Raw genomic sequence first — 19907 nt, 5'->3', positions numbered from 1 at the left:
GTCAGACGTTTCGACGTACGAGCGTCAGTCGTCCTGGTGGTTCTTCTGGGCCTGGCCCTGGCCCTGCGCCTGCTCCTGCTCGGGAGCGACGACGACCTTGGCCTCCTTCTCGACCTTGTGGGACTTCTTGATGCTGGTGCTGTGCTCCTCGCTCCGCGAGCAGTCGATGCTGTTGTTCGCGGTGGAGAGGATCGGGATGTCGATGATCTCCTGAACGTGGCAGCTGTTGTGGAACTGGACCTCCTCGTCGCTGGCGTAGGCCGCGGTGCTGCCACCGGCGAGGGCCATGGCGGCGAACGCAACGACGAGAGTCTTCTTCAGCTTCATGCGGTCTTATCTCCTTGACGAGAGAAGGAAAGGTCCGATTTTCTCCGGCCGCCGCCGAGCGGACGGAGAATCGGTTTCCGGATTACAGCCGCCATGCGGCCGGTCCACCGGAAGGGCGGGAGTGACCCCCACGTCGGCGACATTAACGGACTGAATCCGCGATTGCTCGCTTCTGGGTTCCTGCGTGTCTTGCGGAAAGTCCGTTCCCGGCGTCGCCGAACACCGGATCACCTGCGGAATCGCGGTGTTGTTGCTCCAAGCGGGTGTTGTTCCGCCGCCGTCCTCGCGCGCGGCGGAAACGGGAAAGGCCGCTCCCGGTTCACCGGGAGCGGCCTTCGGAGGCGCGGTCGGCCCTGACGCTCGGCCTCCGGTCCCTACTCGTCCTCGTGCTTGTCGCCGTGCTTGTCGCCGTGCTTGGTCTCTTCCCTGCTCTCGTGCTTCTCGATGTTCGTCGAGCAGTCGATGTTGTTGTTGGCGCTCGACAGGATCGGGATGTCCAGGAGCTCCAGGCTGAAGCAGGACAGGATCTTGGAGTCGTTGTTGAACTTCGATCCGCCGTCGGCCTGGGCGGCGCCGGATCCGCCGAGCAGCAGGACGACGGTGGAAAGCGATACTGCGGTGGCCCGCTTCAGGTTCATGGGTGTGTACCTCCGATATGGAAGTCGCTTCGCGTGCTTACGACGCGTAATGCTAGGAGCAGTCCGACCGGCATGTGGCGGACGTTGCGGCGCGCCGTGGAATTACCTGCCCCTCTTATGGGGCATGGGCCCGCGTCACTGGGAGTGGCGCGGGCCCATGTGGTAATTGCCGGAAGGAGGATCGGCCTTCTGCGTCGACATGACAACGACAGGGCGGAGGCCGGGTTGCGCTGCTGAAAGAGTGAACCGGGCCATGCTTCCCGGAGCCGCCGCGATCCGGGAGATTTCCCTCCGCGATTTCGTAAATGATTACTAATAATTCTCCTGGCGGACGGACGCGGACGCCCCCGTTTCCGTCCGGCCCCTCCTTTGGGGCGCCGGACGGCACGGAGCGGCCCGTGTTCTCCACCCGAACGGGCGGTGAATGCCCGCGGCGACCCCACGCGGACCTGGATCCGGCTCCCGTCACCCGGGTGCTCTAGGGTTCCTCGCACGGGTCCCCGGCGGTGACGGGCCGGGGCAGGGGCGGAGGTTCGGACACTCATGCGCGATGGGCAGAAGGCGGCGGTGATCGGAACGGTCGTCGCCGCGGTGGTCGGAGCCGCCGGATTCGGGGTGTACACCCTGATCGGCGACAGCGGCGCGTCCTCCGGCGGAGACGGACAGGACGTGACCGTCGCGGAGGGACCGGCGGACACGTCGGCCGAGACCGGTCCGCCGTCGGCCGAGGAGGTCCGGGAGACCGCCGGGAGGTTCCTCGCCGCCTGGCAGGCCGGGAAGACCGGGGAGGCCGCCGCGCTGACGGACGACGAGACCGCCGCGGCCGAGGCGCTGACCGGTTTCCGCGAGGACGTCCGCGTGGCGCGGGCCTCCTTCGAGCAGGGCGCCCCCACGGGCGCCGACGTCCCCTTCACGGTGACCGCCGAGGTGGAGTACGACGAGGGGCGGCGCGCCGGCTGGACCTACGAGTCGGAGCTGACGGTCGTGCGGGACACCGGCACCGGCCGGGCCGTCGTCGACTGGGAGCCCTCGGTGCTGCACCCGGCCCTCGAGGACGGCCAGACCCTGGAGACCGCCGAGGCGGAGGCACCGCCGATCAGGGCCCTCGACCGCAACGGCACCGAGCTGACCGCCGAGGAGTACCCCGAGCTGGCCGGGATCCTGACCGACCTGCGCAAGCGGTACGGCGACAAGACCGACGGGAAGCCCGGCGTCGAGGCCCGGATCGTCGACGCCAAGGGCAAGGAGGTCAAGACGCTCAAGGAGTTCAGCGAGGGAACCCCCGGCGAGCTGAGGACCACCCTGGACGCGAAGCTGCAGAAGGCCGCCGTCCAGGCCATCGCGGGCAAGCCCAAGGCGTCGGTCGTGGCGCTGAAGGCCGGCACCGGCGAGATCCTGGCGGTCGCCAACACCCCGGCCGACGGCTTCGACACCGCCCTCAAGGGCTCCCTCGCCCCCGGCTCCACGATGAAGATCGTGACCGCGTCGATGCTCATCGAGAAGGGTCTGGCGTCCAGCTCCGAGCCGCACCCCTGCCCGAAGTACTTCACCCACGGCGGCTGGCGGTTCCAGAACCTCGACAAGTTCGAGATCAAGGGCGGCACCTTCGCGCAGTCCTTCGCCGCCTCCTGCAACACCGCCTTCATCAGCCAGGCCGGGAAGCTCAAGGACGACGACCTCACCCGGCAGGCCCGCGAGGTCTTCGGCATCGGACTGAACTGGCAGGTGGGCACGGCCACCTTCGACGGCTCGGTGCCGGTGCAGTCCAACGCCCAGATGGCCGCCTCCCTGATCGGGCAGGGCGGGGTCCGGGCGAACCCGCTGATCATGGCCTCGGTGTCGGCGACGGTGAAGAGCGGCGTCTTCAAGCAGCCCTACATCGTCTCGCCCGAGGTGGACGGCCGCACCCTGGCCCGGGCCCCGCGCGCCCTCCCCGCGCCGGTCGCCCAGCAGCTGCGCTCCCTGATGCGGCTGACCGCCACCAGCGGCACGGCGGCCGAAGCGATGGCCGGCACGACCGGCGACTTCGGCGCCAAGACCGGATCGGCCGAGGTGGACGGGCAGAAGAAGCCCAACGCCTGGTTCACCGGCTACCGCGACGACGTGGCCGCCGCGGCGGTCGTCCCGGCCTCCGGGCACGGCGGCAAGAACGCGGGCCCGATCGTCCGAGCCGTCCTGAACGCCGCACGCTGACCCCGCCCGCCGATCCCGCCCGCCGGACGGCCCGCGCGAGACCGCCTCGCGCGGGCCGTCCGCGTCCCACCGCCCGCACCGCCTCGGCCGGCCGCCCCCTGGCGGCCTCCGGGAGGGAACCGGGACGGAACCGGAAGATCTCCGGACGGCCGGGGGCCGTCTCCCGGAGGAAGCCACAGTCCGTGAACTCTCCGTGACGAACATCTCCCCGAAGCCGTCGCGGAGCGATACGGTACGGCCCCGAAACGTAAGGCCGACGCCGCGGGACAAGGCGGCTTCGGAAGAAGGGGGACCGTTCCGTGCCCACTGACTACGCGTGCCAGGCGGCCGCCGAGCAGGCCGCTCGCGGCATCGCGCCCGTGAGGGCGTTCCTGGTGCCCGCCCAGCGTCCCGCCCCGCGGCAGCAGGAGGAGGTCTCGGTCGTCATCCGCTCGTTCCTGGGAACGAGCGCGCCCGGCAGACCGCCCGCGCCCGACAACGCCCCTCCGCGGATCGAGCCCGTCACGCCCCCCATGGGGGCGGCCGTGCTGCTGTCCTTCCTGGACGGGCTGCGGGCCGATCTCGGCGGCGCGCTGGTCGACTGGTACTCCACGATCCCCACCCAGCTCCCCGTGACGCTCGGCGCGCCGGGCGCCGAGGCGTCGGGACGGTCCCCCGTCCACGTGCCGAACGGCTGGCAGAGCCTGGCCGACCTCCAGTCCAACGCCCAGGACGTGCTGACCCTCCTGGCGAACCGCCCCCGCGGCCAGGTCGGCCCCGCCGAGCTGAGCTGGCGTCTGGCGCTGCTGGAGGACGTGTTCTCCGGAGCCCTGCGCCGGATGGGCATACCGGACGACACGTCCTCGGGGTGCGCCGCGGAGCTGACGAGCGCCACCGGTTCGCTGTTCGGCCTGAACCGGCCCACCCCGCGCTCGGGCTCCGACCAGCACGGCCAGGGGTACTGACCCGGGGCCGCCCGGGGCGGTGTGGGCCGGACGGAGCCGTGTCCGTCCGGCGGCGACTAGGCTGAGAGGCTGACCAGCCCATTCGAGACCACACCAGCCCGGTGCGCCGGGCAGCGGGAGCCCCATGGCCACGAACCTCGTCAATCTGGAAGCCGTCGGCAAGGTGTACGGCACCCGTGCGCTGCTCGACGGCGTCTCCCTCGGTGTCGGCGAGGGGGACCGGATCGGCGTCGTCGGGCGGAACGGCGACGGCAAGACCACCCTCATCCGCATCCTGTCCAAGCTGGAACCCGCCGACGAGGGACGCGTCACCCACACGGGAGGGCTGCGGCTGGGCGTGCTCACCCAGCACGACTCGCTCGACCCGGCCGCCACCGTCCGGCACGAGGTCATCGGCGACATGGCCGACCACGAGTGGGCCGGGAACGCCCGCGTCCGCGACATCCTCACCGGACTGTTCGGCGGGCTGGACCTGCCCGGCTTCCCGCAGGGACTGGACACCGTCATCGGCCCGCTGTCGGGCGGCGAGCGGCGGCGCATCGCGCTGGCCAAGCTGCTCATCGCCGAGCAGGACCTGATCGTGCTGGACGAGCCCACCAACCACCTCGACGTCGAGGGCATCGCATGGCTCGCCGGGCACCTGCGGCAGCGCCGCTCGGCCCTGGTCTGCGTCACCCACGACCGCTGGTTCCTGGACCAGGTGTGCACCCGGATGTGGGACGTGCAGCGCGGCACGGTGCACGAGTACGAGGGCGGCTACAGCGACTACGTCTTCGCCCGCGCCGAACGCGAGCGCATCGCCGCCACCGAGGAGGCCAAGCGGCAGAACCTGGTCCGCAAGGAGCTGGCCTGGCTGCGGCGCGGCGCCCCCGCCCGCACCAGCAAGCCCCGCTTCCGCATCGAGGCGGCCAACGCGCTGATCGCCGACGTGCCGCCGCCGCGCGACAGCGCCGAGCTGATGAAGTTCGCCAACTCGCGGCTGGGCAAGACCGTCTTCGACCTGGAGGACGTGACGGTCCAGGCCGGGCCCAAGGTGCTGCTCAAGCACCTGACCTGGCAGCTCGGCCCCGGCGACCGGATCGGCCTGGTCGGCGTCAACGGCGCGGGCAAGACCTCACTGCTGCGGGCGCTGGCCGCGGCGGCCGGGAGCGGCGGCGAGGAGCAGCCCGCCGGCGGCCGGATCAGGGTCGGCAGGACGGTGCGGCTGGCGTACCTCTCGCAGGAGGTGGCCGAACTCGACCCCTCCTGGCGCGTGCTGGAGGCGGTGGAGAAGGTCCGTGCCCGCGTCGACCTGGGCAAGGGGCGCGAGATGAGCGCCTCGCAGCTGTGCGAGCGCTTCGGGTTCGGCAAGGAGAAGCAGTGGACGCCGGTCGGCGACCTCTCCGGCGGCGAGCGGCGGCGGCTCCAGCTCCTGCGGCTGCTGATGGACGAGCCGAACGTCCTGTTCCTGGACGAGCCGACCAACGACCTGGACATCGAGACGCTGACCCAGCTGGAGGACCTGCTCGACGGCTGGCCCGGCACGCTGGTCGTCATCTCCCACGACCGCTACTTCACCGAGCGCACCACGGACCGGGTGTACGCGCTGCTGGGCGACGGCACACTGCGGATGCTGCCACGCGGGATCGACGAGTACCTGGAGCGCCGCGAGCGGATGCGGCAGGTCTCCACGGCCCCGGGCGCTCCGGTTTCGAGGACGGCCGCCCCGGCCGCCGGGCCGGAGAAGCCCGCCAAGCAGGCGGCCCTCTCCCGGGCGGCCCAGAAGGAGCTGCAGCGCATCGAGCGCAGGCTGGAGCGGATCGAGGAGCGGCAGGCGGCGCTCCACGCCGAGATGGCCGAGCACGCCACCGACTTCGAGAGGGTCGCCGGGCTGGACGCCGAGCTGCGGGAGCTGTCCGGGGAGCGGGAGGAGCTGGAGACGCGCTGGCTGGAGCTGGCCGAGGAGGGGTGACGGCGGGCGCGGCCCCGGCCCCCGGAGCCGGCCGCGCCCTGGAACCGGCTCCCCGGAACCGGCCTCCCGGAACCGGCTTCGGAGCGGCCCGGAGGGCGGCGGGGAGGATAACGGAGCGGTCTCACCTCATCGCCGGACGGGAACCGACAGCGGACCTGTCGGTGTCCGGTGGTAGAAAGAGCTTCGTTCCACCGCCGGTGTCCCAACGTCGAGAACAGTCGAGAAGTGGCGGGCCAGTGTCCGATGCGCTCTGCCCTACGGGGGGCTGAAGGGCTGGGCAGCCGGTCCGCGCGTGAATGAGGAAACCCATGTCGCAGCCGCCTCCGCCACCCAACCAGCCGCCCTCGGGCGGTTTCGGCGCACCGCAGGAACCGTCGTCCTCGTACGGCGATCCGCAGCAGTCCCCGGAGCAGCCCGGCGGGCAGCAGCCGCAGCGGGACGCGTTCTCCAAGGACCCGTCGCCGTCCTCCGGGGAGTCGTCGCCGTCCGACCAGCCGCAGCAGCCCGGCCAGCAGCCCCCGCCGCCCGGCGGCTTCGGGCCGCCGCAGGGCCCGTCGCCGGCGTACGGCTACCCCCAGCAGCCCGCGTCCGGCGCCGGCGCGCAGCCGCCGTACCCCCCGCAGACCCCGCCGCCCTACGGCTATCCGCAGTCGGGCCAGCCCCCGGCGTACGGCCAGCAGCCGTACGGCCAGCCGCCCGCCTACGGTCAGCAGCCGTACGGTCAGCCTCCGGCGTACGGCCAGCCGCCCGCGTACGGCCAGCAGCCGTACGGGGCGTACCCGACGCAGCCCATGCCCAGCACGGACGGCGGGACGTCCACGGGCGGAGGGAACGGCAAGATCATCGCCGTTGTCGCTGCGGTGGTCGCGGTCCTGCTGGTGGCGGGCGGCGGCATCTGGTTCCTGACCGGTGGCGACGGCGAAACCGAGGCCAAGGGCGACACCAGGGGATCCAGCGAGGGCGGCGCGAACGGCGGCAGCGACGGCACCGACACCGGCGAGAAGAAGCCGGTCGACGCCGAGTTCGCCTGGAAGATCGATCCGCCCAAGGTGGACAAGAAGGACATCCTCACCGATGTTCCCGGCACCTGGTTCGCCGGCGACAACATCGTCAAGACCACGACGACCTCCACCACCGCCTACGACATGAAGACCGGCAAGGTGGCGTGGACCATCGAGATGCCGCGTGCGAAGAGCTGCGCCGCGGCACCCGAGGCGTCGGGCGACAAGACCGTGGTCCAGTTCGGCCGCCGCTGCGAGTTCATCATGGCCGTCGACCTGGCCTCGGGCAAGGAGCTCTGGAAGAAGGAACTGCCGTCGAAGGACACGAACGCGACGGAGTTCAGCTACACGGAGATGGCCGTCAGCGGCAACGTGGCCGCCGCGTCCTGGATCGGTAACGCCGTCGGCTACGACCTGAGGACCGGCAAGGAGCTGTGGCGGCAGGAGGAGAACCCCACGTGCCGGGACCGCGGCTACGCGGGCGGCAGCCGGCTCGTCGCCAAGCTGGAGTGCGGGTTCCGCGAGTCGCAGAAGGTCCAGGGGGTGGGCCAGAAGGGCGAGAAGCTGTGGGAGTGGACGGCTCCCAAGGGCGTCGACGTCCTCAAGGTCCTGTCCACCGATCCGCTGGTGCTCGGCGTCAACGCGGGCGGTGAGACCAGCATCGACGTCACCGACCTGATGGTGCTGTCGGACAAGGGCAAGCTCCAGCGCAAGATCTCCATCGACAAGGACCGGCACAACCTGGGATGCCGCGGCATCTCGCTCAGCGACTGCTCCGGCACGGTGGTGGAAGGCGACACCCTGTACCTGTCCTCCCAGCCGCACCAGGGCGACTCCGACTACGGACGGATCAACGAGGTCATCGCCTTCGACCTCACCACCGGCAAGTCCAAGTGGCTGGGCAAGCCCACCGAGGAGGGGCTGATCGTTCCGGTCACCGCGGAGAACGGCGCGCTGATCGCCTACGAGCCGCCCACCTACGACAGGCCCGGCAAGATCGTCGCGCTCGACCCGAAGACCGGCAAGGCGTCCCTGCGGATGAAGATGCCGATCGAGGACCTGAAGCGGGAGTACGACACGGCCTCCGGGTCGGACGTGCGCCCGTACTGGAAGGACGGCCACTTCTTCCTCGTGAACTACAAGTTCTACGCCACCGACAACCTGAGCGACCTGGCGATCCTGGCCTACAACTAGGACCGGGCAGGACCGGTTCTCGCCCGGGGGCGGCCGCGCATCGCGCGGCCGCCCCCGGTGTTTTCCGCCCCGCCGCGCCGCCCGCCCCGGAACCGCCCACGGCCCTGCGGCGGGCCGGTGGTAGAAAGGCTTCGTTCCGGCCGGTGTTCCAGCCGGTGTTCCGGTCGGCGCGTTCCGGCCGACGGTGTCCGCAGGCCGACAGCCGCCGAGAGTGGCGGGCCGGCGCCCGGCCCGCGCGTGAATGAGGGGGACCCATGTCGCAGCCGCCGCCTCCGCCGCCCAGCGAGCCGCCGTCCGGCGGTTTCGGACCGCCGCAGGACCCGCCGCCGTCGTACGGCCACCCCCCATCGCCGCCTCCGCCGTCGTACGGCCATCCGCGGCAGCCGTACGGCCAACCGCCGGTGTACGGGCAGTACGGCGAGTACGGCGAGCATCCGACGCGGCCCATGGCGGGCGGCGGCGCGCAGCCGGCGGGGGGCGGCGGCAGGGGGAGGAAGCTCCTGGCGATCGTCGCCGCGGTGGTCGCGGTCCTGCTGGCGGCCGGAGGCGGCGTCTGGTTCCTGACCGAGGACGACGGCGGGACGGAGGCCGCGAAGGGCGACGGGAAGACCGGTCGGGACGACCACCGGCGCGAGCACAAGAAGCGGTTCGGCGTGATCTGGGAGGACGGTCCCCCCGACATGTCGGAGAGGCAGGGGAACGAGACGGCCCGGGGAACCTGGTTCTTCGAGGACATGCTGGTCAGAGCGCTGCCCGAATCCGTCACCGCGTACCACGTGGACACCGGGAAGGAAATCTGGTCCCTGGACCTGGTGCGCGGCGACAGCTGCGCGGCTGCCCCCCACCAGTCGGGCGGCAGGATCGTCGTCCAGTGGGGAGGCATGTGCGAGAAGATCATGGCGATCGACCTCGCCCGGGGGAAGGAGCTGTGGCGCGAGGACCTGCCCGCCGAACGGGGGGAGACGGACGAGTTCACCGGTACCGAGATGGCGGTGAGCGGCGACGTCGCCGCCGTGTCGTGGATCGGCGACGCGATCGGCTACGACCTGTCCACCGGCAGGGTGCGGTGGCGCATGGAGGACGCCGCCGACTGCCGGGACGACTCCTACATCGGCGGGAAACGGCTCGTCGCGCTGGTCACGTGCTTCTCCACGGGACGCCAGTCGATCCAGGCGGTCAAGCCCGACGGTGAGAAGGCCTGGGAGTGGAAGGTCCCGCTCGGAGCCGACGTCAGGACCGTCTTCTCCAGCGACCCCGTGGTGCTCGGCCTCATGGCCGGCGAGGGATCCGACTACACCGACATCGTCGCCCTCGACGACAAGGGGAGGACCCGGTCGAAGATCCGGGTCCCCGAGGGCCGCTTCGATTTCCTCTGCGGGGCTTCCGGGGTCGCCCACTGCGACAACGTCCTGGTGGACGAGGAGCACGACGCCCTGTACCTGCAGACCATGACGCACCAGGGCAGCGGATCCGGGATGAGCCACAACGAGATCGCGGCGTACGACCTGTCCACCGGCAAGGCGAAGTGGCTCTCCAAACCCACCGGCGAGGGCCGCCAGGTCAGCCCGCTGGCGTCGTACGACGGCAGGCTGCTCGCCTACGAGCGGATCTCGTACGACAAGGCGGGGCTGATCACCTCCGTCGACCCGGACACCGGCGAGGCGGCCCCGTACGCACGGCTCCCGGAGGCCGGCGCGGAGCAGGAGAACGAGCTGGCCCTGAGCGACGGGAGCACCATGCACTGGTACGAGGGCAGGTTCTTCGTCGTGGCGAACAGGTTCTCCACGGACGAGAGCCTCAACAAGGGGCACGTCCTGGCCTTCGGCTGACCCGGCTCCCCGGTCCGGTACGGTCCGGGCCGGCCCGGACCCGCCCGGCGCGAGCGGTCCCGCACTTCCCGGTGAAGAAGCGCGGGGCCGCTCGTGCCGTTCTCGTCGGAAGGGGCGCGCACCGCCGGGGGGAGCGTGTAGCTTGCCGGGTCGGGACAGGGCCCGGAACGGGTCGGCGGGCGGAACGACAGGGGTGCGGATGACCGTGCGGCTCATGGTGGTCGACGACCACCGTCTGCACGCCGAGGCGCTCGCCTCGGCGCTGAGGTTGCGCGGGCACCGGGTGCTCGCCGCCGCCGCGCCGGCCGCGGGGGCCGCCGATCTGGTGATCGGCAGGGTGCCGGAGGTCTGCCTGTGGGGCACGGCCGCGCCCGCGGAGCCGGGGGCGTTCGACCCGGTGGCGCGGATCAAGCGGGAGAGACCGCAGATAGCGGTGGTGGTGCTGGGCCCGGTGCCCAGCCCCAGGGGGATAGCGGCGGCCTTCGCGGCGGGAGCGTCGGGCTACGTACGGCACGACGAGCGGATCGAGGGCGTCGAGCGCGGGATGCTCAGGGCGCGCACGGGAGAGGCGGCGGTGACGCCGCAACTGCTCCAGGGGGCGTTCGCCGAGCTCCTCAACCCCACGGCCGAGCCGGACGACGAGGGCGCCCGGCTGCTGGAGATGCTCACCCCGCGGGAGGCCGAGGTGCTGGTGCGGGTGGCCGAGGGGGAGGACACCCGGCGGATCGCGGCGGGGATGGGGATCGCGGCCAGCACGGCCCGTACGCACGTGCAGCGGGTGCTGGCGAAGCTGGGGGTCGGCTCGCGGCTGGAGGCGGCGGCGCTCGCGGCCCGGACCGGTCTGCTCGACCGGGTGGCCGGAACCGGCCCCGGAGCGGCCGGGAGGAAGGAGCCGGGGGCGGGCTGAGGCGGGCACCGCCCCCGGACGCCGGCCGGCCGCGGACCGGGGGGTCACTCGCCGCGGGACGGACGCTCCCGGGGAGCGGACCTGCGCTCGCGCTCCTCCGCGGACGGCGGCGGGACCGTCGGGCTCAGCCGGAGCCAGAGCAGGAAGAGCAGCCCCAGGGCGAGCATCGCCAGCCCGGTCCACAGGTTGATGTTGATGTCCTGCGCCTTCCTGAGGTTCTCGTCGGAGACGAAGACCCCGGCGAGGGTGACCAGGATGCCGTAGATCAGGAACAGGAGGCCGATGACCCGGCGGATGTCGAACAGCCGGGCGGCGCTGGCCGAGCGTTCCTCCAGCTCCTTCTCCTCCTCCTGCCAGTCCGCGCCGGTGGAGTCGTGGGAGCCGTGCGGGCCGTTCACGCCGTTCGTCACGGTGGATCACATCCTTCGCTGTGCGGTGCCCGGGGGGATCAGAGGGAGAACGGGATGTAGCAGAGGGCGGCGAGGACGATCGCGCCCCAGCCCAGCAGTGCGGGCCTGCGGTACCAGGCCTCGTCCCCCTTCTCCGGGAGTTCCTCCAGACCGGGGGAGCGGGTGCCGTACACCAGGCCGGCCAGCTGCTCGACGGGCCTGGGCCTGGTGAAGAGGGTGACGACGAGGACGACGATCGCGCCGACGACGAAGGCGATGATGGCCGAGACGAAGTTGGCGCCCTGGTCGGAGGGGATGTCGATGAGGCCCGCCCGGTAGAACCAGAAGTAGTTGATCATCGCTGCGACCGTGCCCGCCAGCAGCCCCCAGAAACCGGCGGCGGGAGTCATCCGCTTCCAGAACATGCCGATGATGAACACGGTGAACAGCGGCACGTTGAAGAAGGAGAACAGCGTCTGGAGGTAGTTCATGATGTTGCTGAAGGACGCCGCGATGAACGCCGTCCCCATGCCCAGCAGCACGCCGATCGCGGTGACCACCCGCGCGGTGACCACGTAGTACTCGTCCGGGCGGTTCTTCACCAGATAGGCCCGCCAGACGTCGTGGGTGAACACCGTGTTGAAGGAGGAGACGTTGGCGGCCATGCCCGCCATGAAGGCGGCGAGCAGGCCGGTCACCGCCACGCCCAGCACGCCGTTGGGCAGCAGGTCCCTCATCAGCAGCGGGATCGCGTCGTTGTACTGGAGCCCGTCGCCCCGTCCGATGTTCGGCGAGACCACCAGCGCGATCAGGCCGGGGATGACGACGATCGCCGGGATGAAGATCTTGGGGAAGGCGGCGATCAGCGGGGTGCGCTGGGCCGCGGAGAGGTTCTTGGCCGACAGGGCGCGCTGCACCTCGGCGAAGTTGGTCGTCCAGTAGCCGAAGCTCAGGGCGAAGCCGAGACCGAGCACGATGGTGAGCCAGTTGGCGCCGAGCGGGTTGTCCGAGCCGATGCCGGTACCGCCCCAGGCGGACATGAAGTTCTCGCCCCTGGAGCCGGTGAGGGAGTCGTACAGCCCGTCCCAGCCGCCGACCCGCTTGAGGCCGACGACGGTCAGCGGGATCAGTCCGGCCAGGATCACGAAGAACTGCACGACCTCGTTGTAGATGGCCGAGGAGAGGCCGCCCAGGGTGATGTAGAGCAGGACGAACAGGCCGGCGACGACGATGGACACCCACTGCGGCCAGCCGAGCAGGGCCTCCAGGACGATGGCGAGCGCGTAGAGGTTGACGCCGGCGATCAGCACGGAGGCGGCGGAGAAGAGGATCGCGCTCAGCAGGTGGGAGGACGGTCCGAAGCGGTGCAGCAGGAACTCGGGGACCGAACGCACCCGCGACCCGTAGTAGAAGGGCATCATCACCAGGCCGAGGAAGACCATGGCCGGGATGGCGCCCACCCAGTACCAGTGCACGGTGTAGGCGCCGTACTGCGCTCCGTTGGCGGCCATGCCCAGGATCTCCAGGGCGCCGAGGTTGGCCGCGACGAAGGCGAGGCCGGTGACCCAGGCCGGGAGCGAGCGGCCGGAGAGGAAGAAGTCGAGGCTGGTCTTGACGCTGCGCCGGGCCGCGAACCCGACTCCCAGGACGACGAGGAAGTAGATGGCGAGGATCGCGTAGTCCAGGGCGTTCGTGGGGAGCCGCAGATCCTGGGCCAACTGGTACGGCATGAGCAGGTCGCCTCCATGGCGTGACGGGGCCGGTGTGCGTGGGGGCGGCCCCTTGACGTCAATGTTCACTCATGGTTTTTTGTGTTCGATTATGTTTGGATTGCAGTAGAGGGAGGCCCGGTGTGAAAAAGACTTCGACTCGCCTCGCGGACGGCCGTGAGCTCATCTACTACGACGCACACGGCGCCCCGGGGCGCGACGCGCCGGACCGGCGTCCCCTCGATGCCGTCGCCACCTCCTCGGAGATCCGCCACGACCCGCTGCTGGACGAGTGGATCGCCGTCACCGCGCACCGCCAGGCGCGCACGTACCACCCGCCGCCGGACGAGTGCCCGCTCTGCCCGTCCCGGAACGGACGTGCGACGGAGATTCCGGCGGAGGACTACGAGGTGGCGGTCTTCGAGAACCGCTTCCCCTCCCTCGCGGGCCCGCCGGGCCCGGCGGAGGCCGGGGACCCCGGCGGCCTGTTCCCGCGCGCCCCGGGCGCCGGACGCTGCGAGGTGGTGTGCTTCACCTCCGACCACGACGCGTCCTTCGCCGACCTGGACGAGGGCCGGGCCGCCCTGGTCCTGGCCGCCTGGACCGACCGCACCGCCGAGCTCTCCGCGCTGCCCGGCGTCCGGCAGGTGTTCTGCTTCGAGAACCGCGGCAGGGAGATCGGCGTCACCCTCGGCCACCCCCACGGCCAGATCTACGCCTACCCCTTCGTCACACCGCGCACCGAGCGGATGCTGCGCTCGGCCGCCGCCCACCGGGAGCGCACGGGCGGCAACCTGTTCGACGACATCGTGGCCGCCGAGCGTGCCGACGGGCGGCGCGTGGTCCTCGACGCGGAGCACTGGACCGCCTTCGTGCCGCACGCCGCGCGCTGGCCCTACGAGGTGCACCTGTACCCGCGGCGGCGGGTGCCGGACCTGACGGCTCTGGACGACGGGGCCCGCGCCGAGTTCCCCGGGGTCTACCTGGAACTGCTGCGGCGCTTCGACCGGATCTTCGGGCCCGGCGAGCCCCCCACGCCGTACATCGCGGGCTGGCACCAGGCGCCCACCGGGCCGGAGGACGGCGGGGACTGGGCCGAGCGGGCGGATTTCGCCCTGCACCTGGAACTCTTCACCATTCGCCGCACATCGGGAAAGTTGAAGTATCTGGCGGGTTCCGAGTCGGGCATGGGCGTCTTCATCAACGACGTGCCCCCGGAGGCCGCCGCCGAACGACTGCGAGAGGTGGCAAGCGAGTGAGCGGCACGTATCTGGTGACCGGCGGGGCCGGTTACGTCGGGAGCGTCGTCGCGGCGCACCTGCTGGAGGCGGGGCACCGGGTGACGGTACTGGACGACCTGTCCACCGGCTTCCGGGAGGGCGTGCCCGAGGGCGCGGAGTTCATCGAGGGACGCATTCAGGACGCGGCGCGCTGGCTGGACGGCTCGTACGACGCGGTGCTGCACTTCGCCGCCAGTTCGCAGGTGGGCGAGTCCGTGGTGAACCCCGGGAAGTACTGGCGGAACAACGTCGGCGGCACGATGGCGCTGCTGGACGCGATGCGGGGGGCGGGCGTCCGCACCCTGGTGTTCTCCTCCACGGCCGCCACCTACGGCGAGCCCGAGTCCATTCCCATCCCCGAGGACGCCCCCACCGCGCCGACCAGCCCCTACGGCGCCTCGAAGCTCGCCGTGGACCACATGATCGCGGGCGAGTGCACGGCCCACGGACTGGCCGCGGTCTCGCTGCGCTACTTCAACGTGGCGGGCGCGTACCGCGGCAGGACCGGGGTCCTGGGCGAGCGCCACCAGCCCGAGTCGCACCTCATCCCGCTGGTGCTCCAGGTCGCCCTGGGGCAGCGGGAGGCCATCTCGGTCTACGGCGACGACTACCCGACGCCCGACGGCACCTGCGTGCGCGACTACATCCACGTCGCCGACCTGGCCGAGGCGCACCTGCTGGCGCTGGAGGCCGCCCGGCCCGGCGAGCACCTGGTGTGCAACCTCGGCAACGGCAACGGCTTCTCGGTCCGCGAGGTCGTCAGGACGGTCCGCGAGGTCACCGGCCACCCCGTGCCCGAGGTGGTCGCGCCCCGCCGCGGCGGCGACCCGGCGTTCCTGGTCGCCTCGGCGGACCGGGCCAGGGAGCGGCTGGGCTGGCGGCCGTCCCGCACCGATCTGAGGGACATCGTCGCCGACGCCTGGGCCTTCGCCCGGGGGAAGGCGCTGGAGAACACCCAGGGGAGTGTCCGGGAGAACGCCCGGGAGAACGAGGCGAAGGCGGGGAGCGGCGGATGAGCGGGACGGGGACGGCGGAGGCGGCCGCCCGGGAGGCGGCCGACGGCTTCCGCGCGGTCCACGGCGGTGAGCCCGCCGGGGTGTGGGCGGCGCCGGGCCGGGTCAACCTGATCGGCGAGCACACCGACTACAACGACGGTTTCGTGATGCCGCTCGCGCTGCCGCACACCACCCGGGTGGCGGCGGCCCGGCGCGACGACGGGGTGCTGAACGTGCACTCGGCCGACGTGCCGGGCGGCACGGTCCGGCTGCACGTGGGCAAGCAGTTCCCGGGCGGGGGGACGGGCGGCTGGGCCGCCTACCCGGCCGGCGTGGTGTGGGCGCTGCGCGAGGCGGGCCTGCTCTCCGGCGACTCGGGGAGGACGGCCGGGGGGGCGGACCTGTACATCCACAGCGATGTGCCGACCGGTGCGGGGCTGTCCTCCTCGGCCGCGCTGGAGGTGTCCGTCGCCCTCGCGCTGAACGACCTGTACGGCCTGGGCCTGGACCCCGAGCGGATCGCCCTGCTCTGCCGCCGGGCCGAGAACGCCTTCGTCGGGGTGCCCAGCGGGATCATGGACCAGATGGCGTCGGCGTGCTGCACGGCCGGGCACGCGCTCCACCTGGACACCCGGGACCTGGCCCGCCGCCAGGTCCCGTTCGACCTGGCGGCCGAGGGGCTGCGGCTGCTGGTGGTGGACACCCGGGTCAAGCACGCGCTGGGCGACGGCGAGTACGGCCGGCGCCGGGCGGGCTGCGAGGCGGCCGCCGAGGCCCTGGGCGTGCGCGCCCTGCGCGATGTGCCGTACGGGGAGCTGGACGCGGCGCTGGCCCGGCTGTCCGATCCGGACCTGCGTCCTCTGGTGCGCCACGTGGTCACCGAGAACGAGCGGGTGCGGGAGGTCATCACCCGCCTCGACGCGGGCGAGACCCGCGCCATCGGCCCGGTCCTGACCGCCGGGCACGCCTCGCTCCGCGACGACTTCGCCGTCTCCTGCCCCGAGCTGGACCTGGTGGTGGAGACGGCCGTCGCGGCGGGCGCCCTGGGGGCCCGGATGACGGGCGGCGGTTTCGGCGGCTCGGCGATCGTCCTGGTGGAGGAGGCCGGGGCGGAGGAGATCGGGGCGGCCGTCACCGGCGCGTTCGCCGCGGCCGGCCACCGGACCCCGCGTCTGTTCGAGGCGGTGCCCTCGACGGGGGCGCGCCGGCTGGACGGCTGAGGAGCGCGGGCGCGAGGGACGGCCGTTTCCGCCGGGTGATCGCATCCCGGCGGAAACGGCCGTTCCGTGTACCGGGGGAGGTCACGGAGAGCGCCTGCGGCGTTCGGAAAGGGTGGGGAACCGGTCGGTTTTCCCCAATCGGCTTCCCTCGCCGGGTCCCGGCCCTACGCTGATGGACGGCGCCGGTGGGGGCCGGTGCCGTTTCAGGGGGCGAGACACGCCGGATGCGACGCCCGGCACGGGGTACCAGCAGGTCACGGCGGCGGCCGTGCGACCGGGGAGGATCCCCGCACCGGGCGCCGCGTCCGGTGCGGACGGGTCCTTTCCGGCGACTGGGGGTGTGCGTGCAACGTATCCGGGTTCTCGTGGTGGACGACCACCGCATATTCGCCGAGTCGCTCGCCGCCGCGCTCGCGGTGGAGCAGGACGTGGACGTGGCCGCGGCGGGCAGTGCCCCCGCGGCCCTGCGCGCCGTGGAGCGGGCCGTGTCCGACGGCCGCCGCTTCGACGTGCTGCTGGTCGACGCCGATCTGGGCGGGGTGCCGCCGGCGGCGGGGGAGACGCACCCGCCGGAGCCGGGGGAGGAGCAGGCCGCGGTCGGCGGGATCGCGCTGGTCTCGCGGATCCACGCCGCCCATCCCGGCGTCCGCACGGTCGTGCTGGCCGAGCGCGACGATCCGCGCCGCGCGGCGGCGGCGCTCCAGGCGGGGGCGTCGGGCTGGGTCGCCAAGGACTGCTCGCTGTCCCGGCTGCTCCAGGTGGTCCGGGGCGTGCTGCGGGGGGAGACGCACCTGCCGCCCGCCCTGCTGACCGGGGTGCTGCGCGAGCTGACGGCGAACCGCAGGCACCGCACCGAGAGCGAGCGGCTGGTGGAGTCGCTGACCCCGCGCGAGCACGAGGTGCTGCGCTGCATGGTGGCCGGGCTGGGCCGCAAGGCGGTCGCCGAGCGGCTGTACCTGTCCCCGCACACGGTCCGCACCCACATGCAGAACGTGCTGGGCAAGCTGGGGGTGCATTCCACCCTGGCCGCGGTGGCGCTGGCCCGCCGGGCGGGGGTCGGCCCGGTGGACCTGGAGCAGGTCACCACATGACCCGTACCGCCGCCCGTGGCGTCAGGGACATGACAGACGTGTGCCGCGGCGCGAGCGGGGGGCGGGGCCTAGCCGTGCTGCCCGGAGACGTTGTCGAAGGGGGCGGTGAGCCGCCGCAGCAGTCCGGCCAGCTCACCGCGCTGGGCCGGGGAGAGTTCGGCGAGGATGGCCTTCTCCTGCTCCAGCAGCCCGGCCAGGGCGCGATCGGCCCGGTCGCGTCCGGCGTCCGTCAGCCGGACCAGGACGCCGCGCCGGTCGCTGGGGTCGGGGAGCCGCTCCACGAGGCCCTTCTTGGCGAGCCGGTCGATGCGGTTGGTCATGGTGCCGGAGGTGACCAGGGTCTGGGTCAGCAGCTGCCCCGGGGAGAGCTGGTAGGGGGCGCCCGCGCGGCGCAGCGCGGTCAGCACGTCGAACTCCCACGGCTCCAGCCCGTGCGCGGCGAAGGCGATGCGGCGGGCCCGGTCGAGATGGCGGGCGAGCCTGCTGACGCGGCTGAGCACCTCCAGGGGTTCCACATCGAGATCGGGGCGCTCGCGACGCCATGCTGCCACCAGTCGGTCGACCTCGTCCTGCATGGAGACAGTGTAGTAGTTCTGTCGACATGAAGTCTCTTGACGTCAAGATAAGCTGTGGGGAAGGGTTCTTCCCATGAGTGCCTCACCCGACGCCGGCATTCCCGACTGGGACCCGGAGCAGTACCGCTACCACGCGACCCCCCGGCTGCGTCCGCTGTACGACCTCCTCGCCCGGATCCCCGAACTGCCCTCCTCCCGGCCGCGCATCGCCGATCTGGGCTGCGGACCGGGCGGCCCCACCCTCCTGCTCGCCGAACGCTGGCCCGGCGCCCTCATCACCGGCTACGACGTCTCCGAGGCCATGCTCGCCGAGGCCCGCGCCTACTCCGGCCCCACCACGGGCGGCGGCCACCTGGACTTCGTCCACGCCGACATCGCCGACTGGCGCCCCGGGTCCCCCCACGACCTGATCGTGTCCAACGCGGCTCTCCACTGGCTTCCCCCCGCCGGGGGCGAGGGGAAGCCGGGCGGGCACACCGAACGCTTCCCGCTGTGGGTCGACGCCCTCCGTCCCGGCGGCGTCCTCGCCTTCCAGGTCCCCGCCAACTTCACCGCTCCCAGCCACACCCTCCTGGCCGGACTGCGCACCTCCCCGCGCTGGCGCGACCGGCTGGGCCGGGACGCCGTGCGCACCCCCGTGGCCGAGCCGGCCGAGTACGCGCGCCTGCTCGCGGACCTCGGCTGCGAGGTTGACGTCTGGGAGACCACCCATGTGCACCTCCTCACCGGCGACGACCCGGTGCTGGAGTGGACCAAGGGCACCGCCCTGCGCCCGGTGCTCGCCGCCCTCGACGGCGACCCCGCGGCCCGCGACGCGTTCCTCGCCGAGTACCGCGACCTGCTGCGCGAGGCCTACCCGAAGGGCCCGCACGGCACCTGGTTCCCGTTCCGCCGGATCTTCGCCGTGGCCCGCAAGCCCGCCTGACCGGCACCCGGCCGGAACGGCCCCCGCCCCGGACCCGTGGCGGGTCCGGGGCGGGGGCGGGACGAGGCTAGCTGCGCCGGTGGCCTATCAGACGCGGCCTGGGCTCCAGCCCGTCCAGGCCGTGCCAGGCCAGGTTCACCAGGTGGGCGGCAACCTCGGACTTGTTCGGCTTGCGCGCGTTCAGCCACCACTGCCCGGTCAGCGCCACCATCCCGACCAGCGCCTGCGCGTACAGGGGCGCCAGCTTCGGGTCGAAGCCGCGCGCCTTGAACTCCAGGCCGAGGATGTCCTCCACCTGGGTCGCGATGTCGCTGATCAGCGAGGCGAAGGTGCCCGTCGACTGGGCGACGGGCGAGTCGCGGACCAGGATCCGGAAGCCGTCGGTGTACTGCTCGATGTAGTCCAGCAGCGCGAACGCCGCCTGCTCCAGCAGCTCCCGCGGGTGGCCGCCGGTCAGCGCGCCCGTCACCATGTCCAGCAGCCGGCGCATCTCCCGGTCGACCACGACCGCGTACAACCCCTCCTTGCCGCCGAAGTGCTCGTACACCACCGGCTTGGAGACCCCGGCCTTGGCCGCGATCTCCTCCACCGACGTGCCTTCGAAGCCCCGCTCGGCGAAGAGCGCGCGACCGATGTCCAGCAGTTGCTCGCGGCGCTCCTTCCCCGTCATCCGGCGGCGCCCCCGCCGGGTGGGGTTCGAAGCCCTGTCCTTGGTACTGCTGTCGTCGGTCGCCACACC

17 protein-coding genes are annotated in these 19907 nt (G+C 72.2%); 11 read left to right on the top strand and 6 right to left on the bottom strand.

Annotated elements, in window-relative coordinates; genetic code table 11:
* Window positions 1-24 precede the first annotated feature (24 nt).
* Both ABD358_RS02485 and ABD358_RS02480 read right to left on the bottom strand, forming a co-directional pair.
* On the bottom strand, window positions 25-327 hold the full coding sequence (locus ABD358_RS02485) for a hypothetical protein (RefSeq protein WP_344629126.1): 303 nt from the start codon (window positions 325-327) through the stop codon (window positions 25-27).
* Window positions 328-701: 374 nt separating this feature from the next.
* Window positions 702-965: a hypothetical protein gene (locus ABD358_RS02480; protein ID WP_344629125.1), complete on the bottom strand. Its 264-nt coding sequence runs from the start codon at window positions 963-965 to the stop codon at window positions 702-704.
* A 543-nt stretch (window positions 966-1508) separates the two neighbouring features.
* On the opposite strand from ABD358_RS02480, the gene ABD358_RS02475 reads away from it, so the two are divergent.
* The 6 genes from ABD358_RS02475 to ABD358_RS02450 all read left to right on the top strand — a co-directional run bounded on the left by ABD358_RS02475 (window position 1509) and on the right by ABD358_RS02450 (window position 10984).
* Window positions 1509-3158 carry a penicillin-binding transpeptidase domain-containing protein gene (locus ABD358_RS02475; protein WP_344629124.1) on the top strand — a complete coding sequence of 550 codons (1650 nt, stop codon included), beginning with the start codon at window positions 1509-1511 and terminating at the stop codon, window positions 3156-3158.
* A 299-nt stretch (window positions 3159-3457) separates the two neighbouring features.
* Window positions 3458-4102: a hypothetical protein gene (locus ABD358_RS02470; RefSeq protein WP_344629123.1), complete on the top strand. Its 645-nt coding sequence runs from the start codon at window positions 3458-3460 to the stop codon at window positions 4100-4102.
* A 124-nt stretch (window positions 4103-4226) separates the two neighbouring features.
* Window positions 4227-6053: an ABC-F family ATP-binding cassette domain-containing protein gene (locus ABD358_RS02465; protein ID WP_344629122.1), complete on the top strand. Its 1827-nt coding sequence runs from the start codon at window positions 4227-4229 to the stop codon at window positions 6051-6053.
* A 308-nt stretch (window positions 6054-6361) separates the two neighbouring features.
* On the top strand, window positions 6362-8248 hold the full coding sequence (locus ABD358_RS02460) for an outer membrane protein assembly factor BamB family protein (RefSeq protein WP_344629121.1): 1887 nt from the start codon (window positions 6362-6364) through the stop codon (window positions 8246-8248).
* Between the two features lie 254 nt (window positions 8249-8502).
* On the top strand, window positions 8503-10077 hold the full coding sequence (locus tag ABD358_RS02455) for an outer membrane protein assembly factor BamB family protein (RefSeq protein ID WP_344629120.1): 1575 nt from the start codon (window positions 8503-8505) through the stop codon (window positions 10075-10077).
* A 199-nt stretch (window positions 10078-10276) separates the two neighbouring features.
* The gene (locus tag ABD358_RS02450) at window positions 10277-10984 is read left to right on the top strand and encodes a response regulator transcription factor (RefSeq protein ID WP_344629119.1); all 708 of its coding nucleotides are present in this window, start codon (window positions 10277-10279) and stop codon (window positions 10982-10984) included.
* A 44-nt stretch (window positions 10985-11028) separates the two neighbouring features.
* Here ABD358_RS02450 and ABD358_RS02445 read toward each other — a convergent pair whose 3' ends face one another.
* A complete protein-coding gene (locus ABD358_RS02445; RefSeq protein WP_344629434.1) occupies window positions 11029-11382 on the bottom strand; it encodes a hypothetical protein in 354 nt (117 codons plus the stop codon).
* Between the two features lie 50 nt (window positions 11383-11432).
* Window positions 11433-13103: a sodium:solute symporter family protein gene (locus tag ABD358_RS02440; protein WP_344629118.1), complete on the bottom strand. Its 1671-nt coding sequence runs from the start codon at window positions 13101-13103 to the stop codon at window positions 11433-11435.
* A 122-nt stretch (window positions 13104-13225) separates the two neighbouring features.
* Between ABD358_RS02440 and galT the strand changes: the two genes are divergently transcribed.
* From galT to ABD358_RS02420, 4 genes are all read left to right on the top strand, one after another.
* Window positions 13226-14341, top strand: coding sequence for a galactose-1-phosphate uridylyltransferase (gene galT, locus ABD358_RS02435; protein WP_344629117.1), 1116 nt, complete (start codon window positions 13226-13228; stop codon window positions 14339-14341).
* A complete protein-coding gene (gene galE, locus ABD358_RS02430) occupies window positions 14338-15378 on the top strand; it encodes a UDP-glucose 4-epimerase GalE (protein ID WP_344629116.1) in 1041 nt (346 codons plus the stop codon). Before galT ends, galE begins: the two co-directional genes overlap by 4 nt.
* Window positions 15375-16577, top strand: coding sequence for a galactokinase (gene galK / locus ABD358_RS02425; RefSeq protein WP_344629115.1), 1203 nt, complete (start codon window positions 15375-15377; stop codon window positions 16575-16577). Before galE ends, galK begins: the two co-directional genes overlap by 4 nt.
* Before the next feature lie 344 nt (window positions 16578-16921).
* Window positions 16922-17668, top strand: coding sequence for a response regulator transcription factor (locus tag ABD358_RS02420; protein ID WP_344629114.1), 747 nt, complete (start codon window positions 16922-16924; stop codon window positions 17666-17668).
* A 68-nt stretch (window positions 17669-17736) separates the two neighbouring features.
* Here ABD358_RS02420 and ABD358_RS02415 read toward each other — a convergent pair whose 3' ends face one another.
* Window positions 17737-18243, bottom strand: coding sequence for a MarR family winged helix-turn-helix transcriptional regulator (locus ABD358_RS02415; RefSeq protein WP_344629113.1), 507 nt, complete (start codon window positions 18241-18243; stop codon window positions 17737-17739).
* 73 nt (window positions 18244-18316) lie between these two features.
* Between ABD358_RS02415 and ABD358_RS02410 the strand changes: the two genes are divergently transcribed.
* A complete protein-coding gene (locus tag ABD358_RS02410) occupies window positions 18317-19168 on the top strand; it encodes a methyltransferase domain-containing protein (RefSeq protein ID WP_344629112.1) in 852 nt (283 codons plus the stop codon).
* A gap of 67 nt (window positions 19169-19235) precedes the next feature.
* On the opposite strand, the gene ABD358_RS02405 is transcribed toward ABD358_RS02410, so the two are convergent.
* Window positions 19236-19904 (bottom strand): TetR family transcriptional regulator, encoded by a 669-nt coding sequence (locus tag ABD358_RS02405; protein ID WP_344629111.1) that lies wholly within the window; start codon window positions 19902-19904, stop codon window positions 19236-19238.
* Window positions 19905-19907: the final 3 nt, after the last annotated feature.

The organism is Streptomyces glaucosporus, from assembly GCF_039533345.1.
Taxonomy (GTDB): Bacteria; Actinomycetota; Actinomycetes; order Streptomycetales; family Streptomycetaceae; genus Streptomyces; species Streptomyces glaucosporus.
This window is presented reverse-complemented; position numbering and strand designations above follow the sequence as displayed.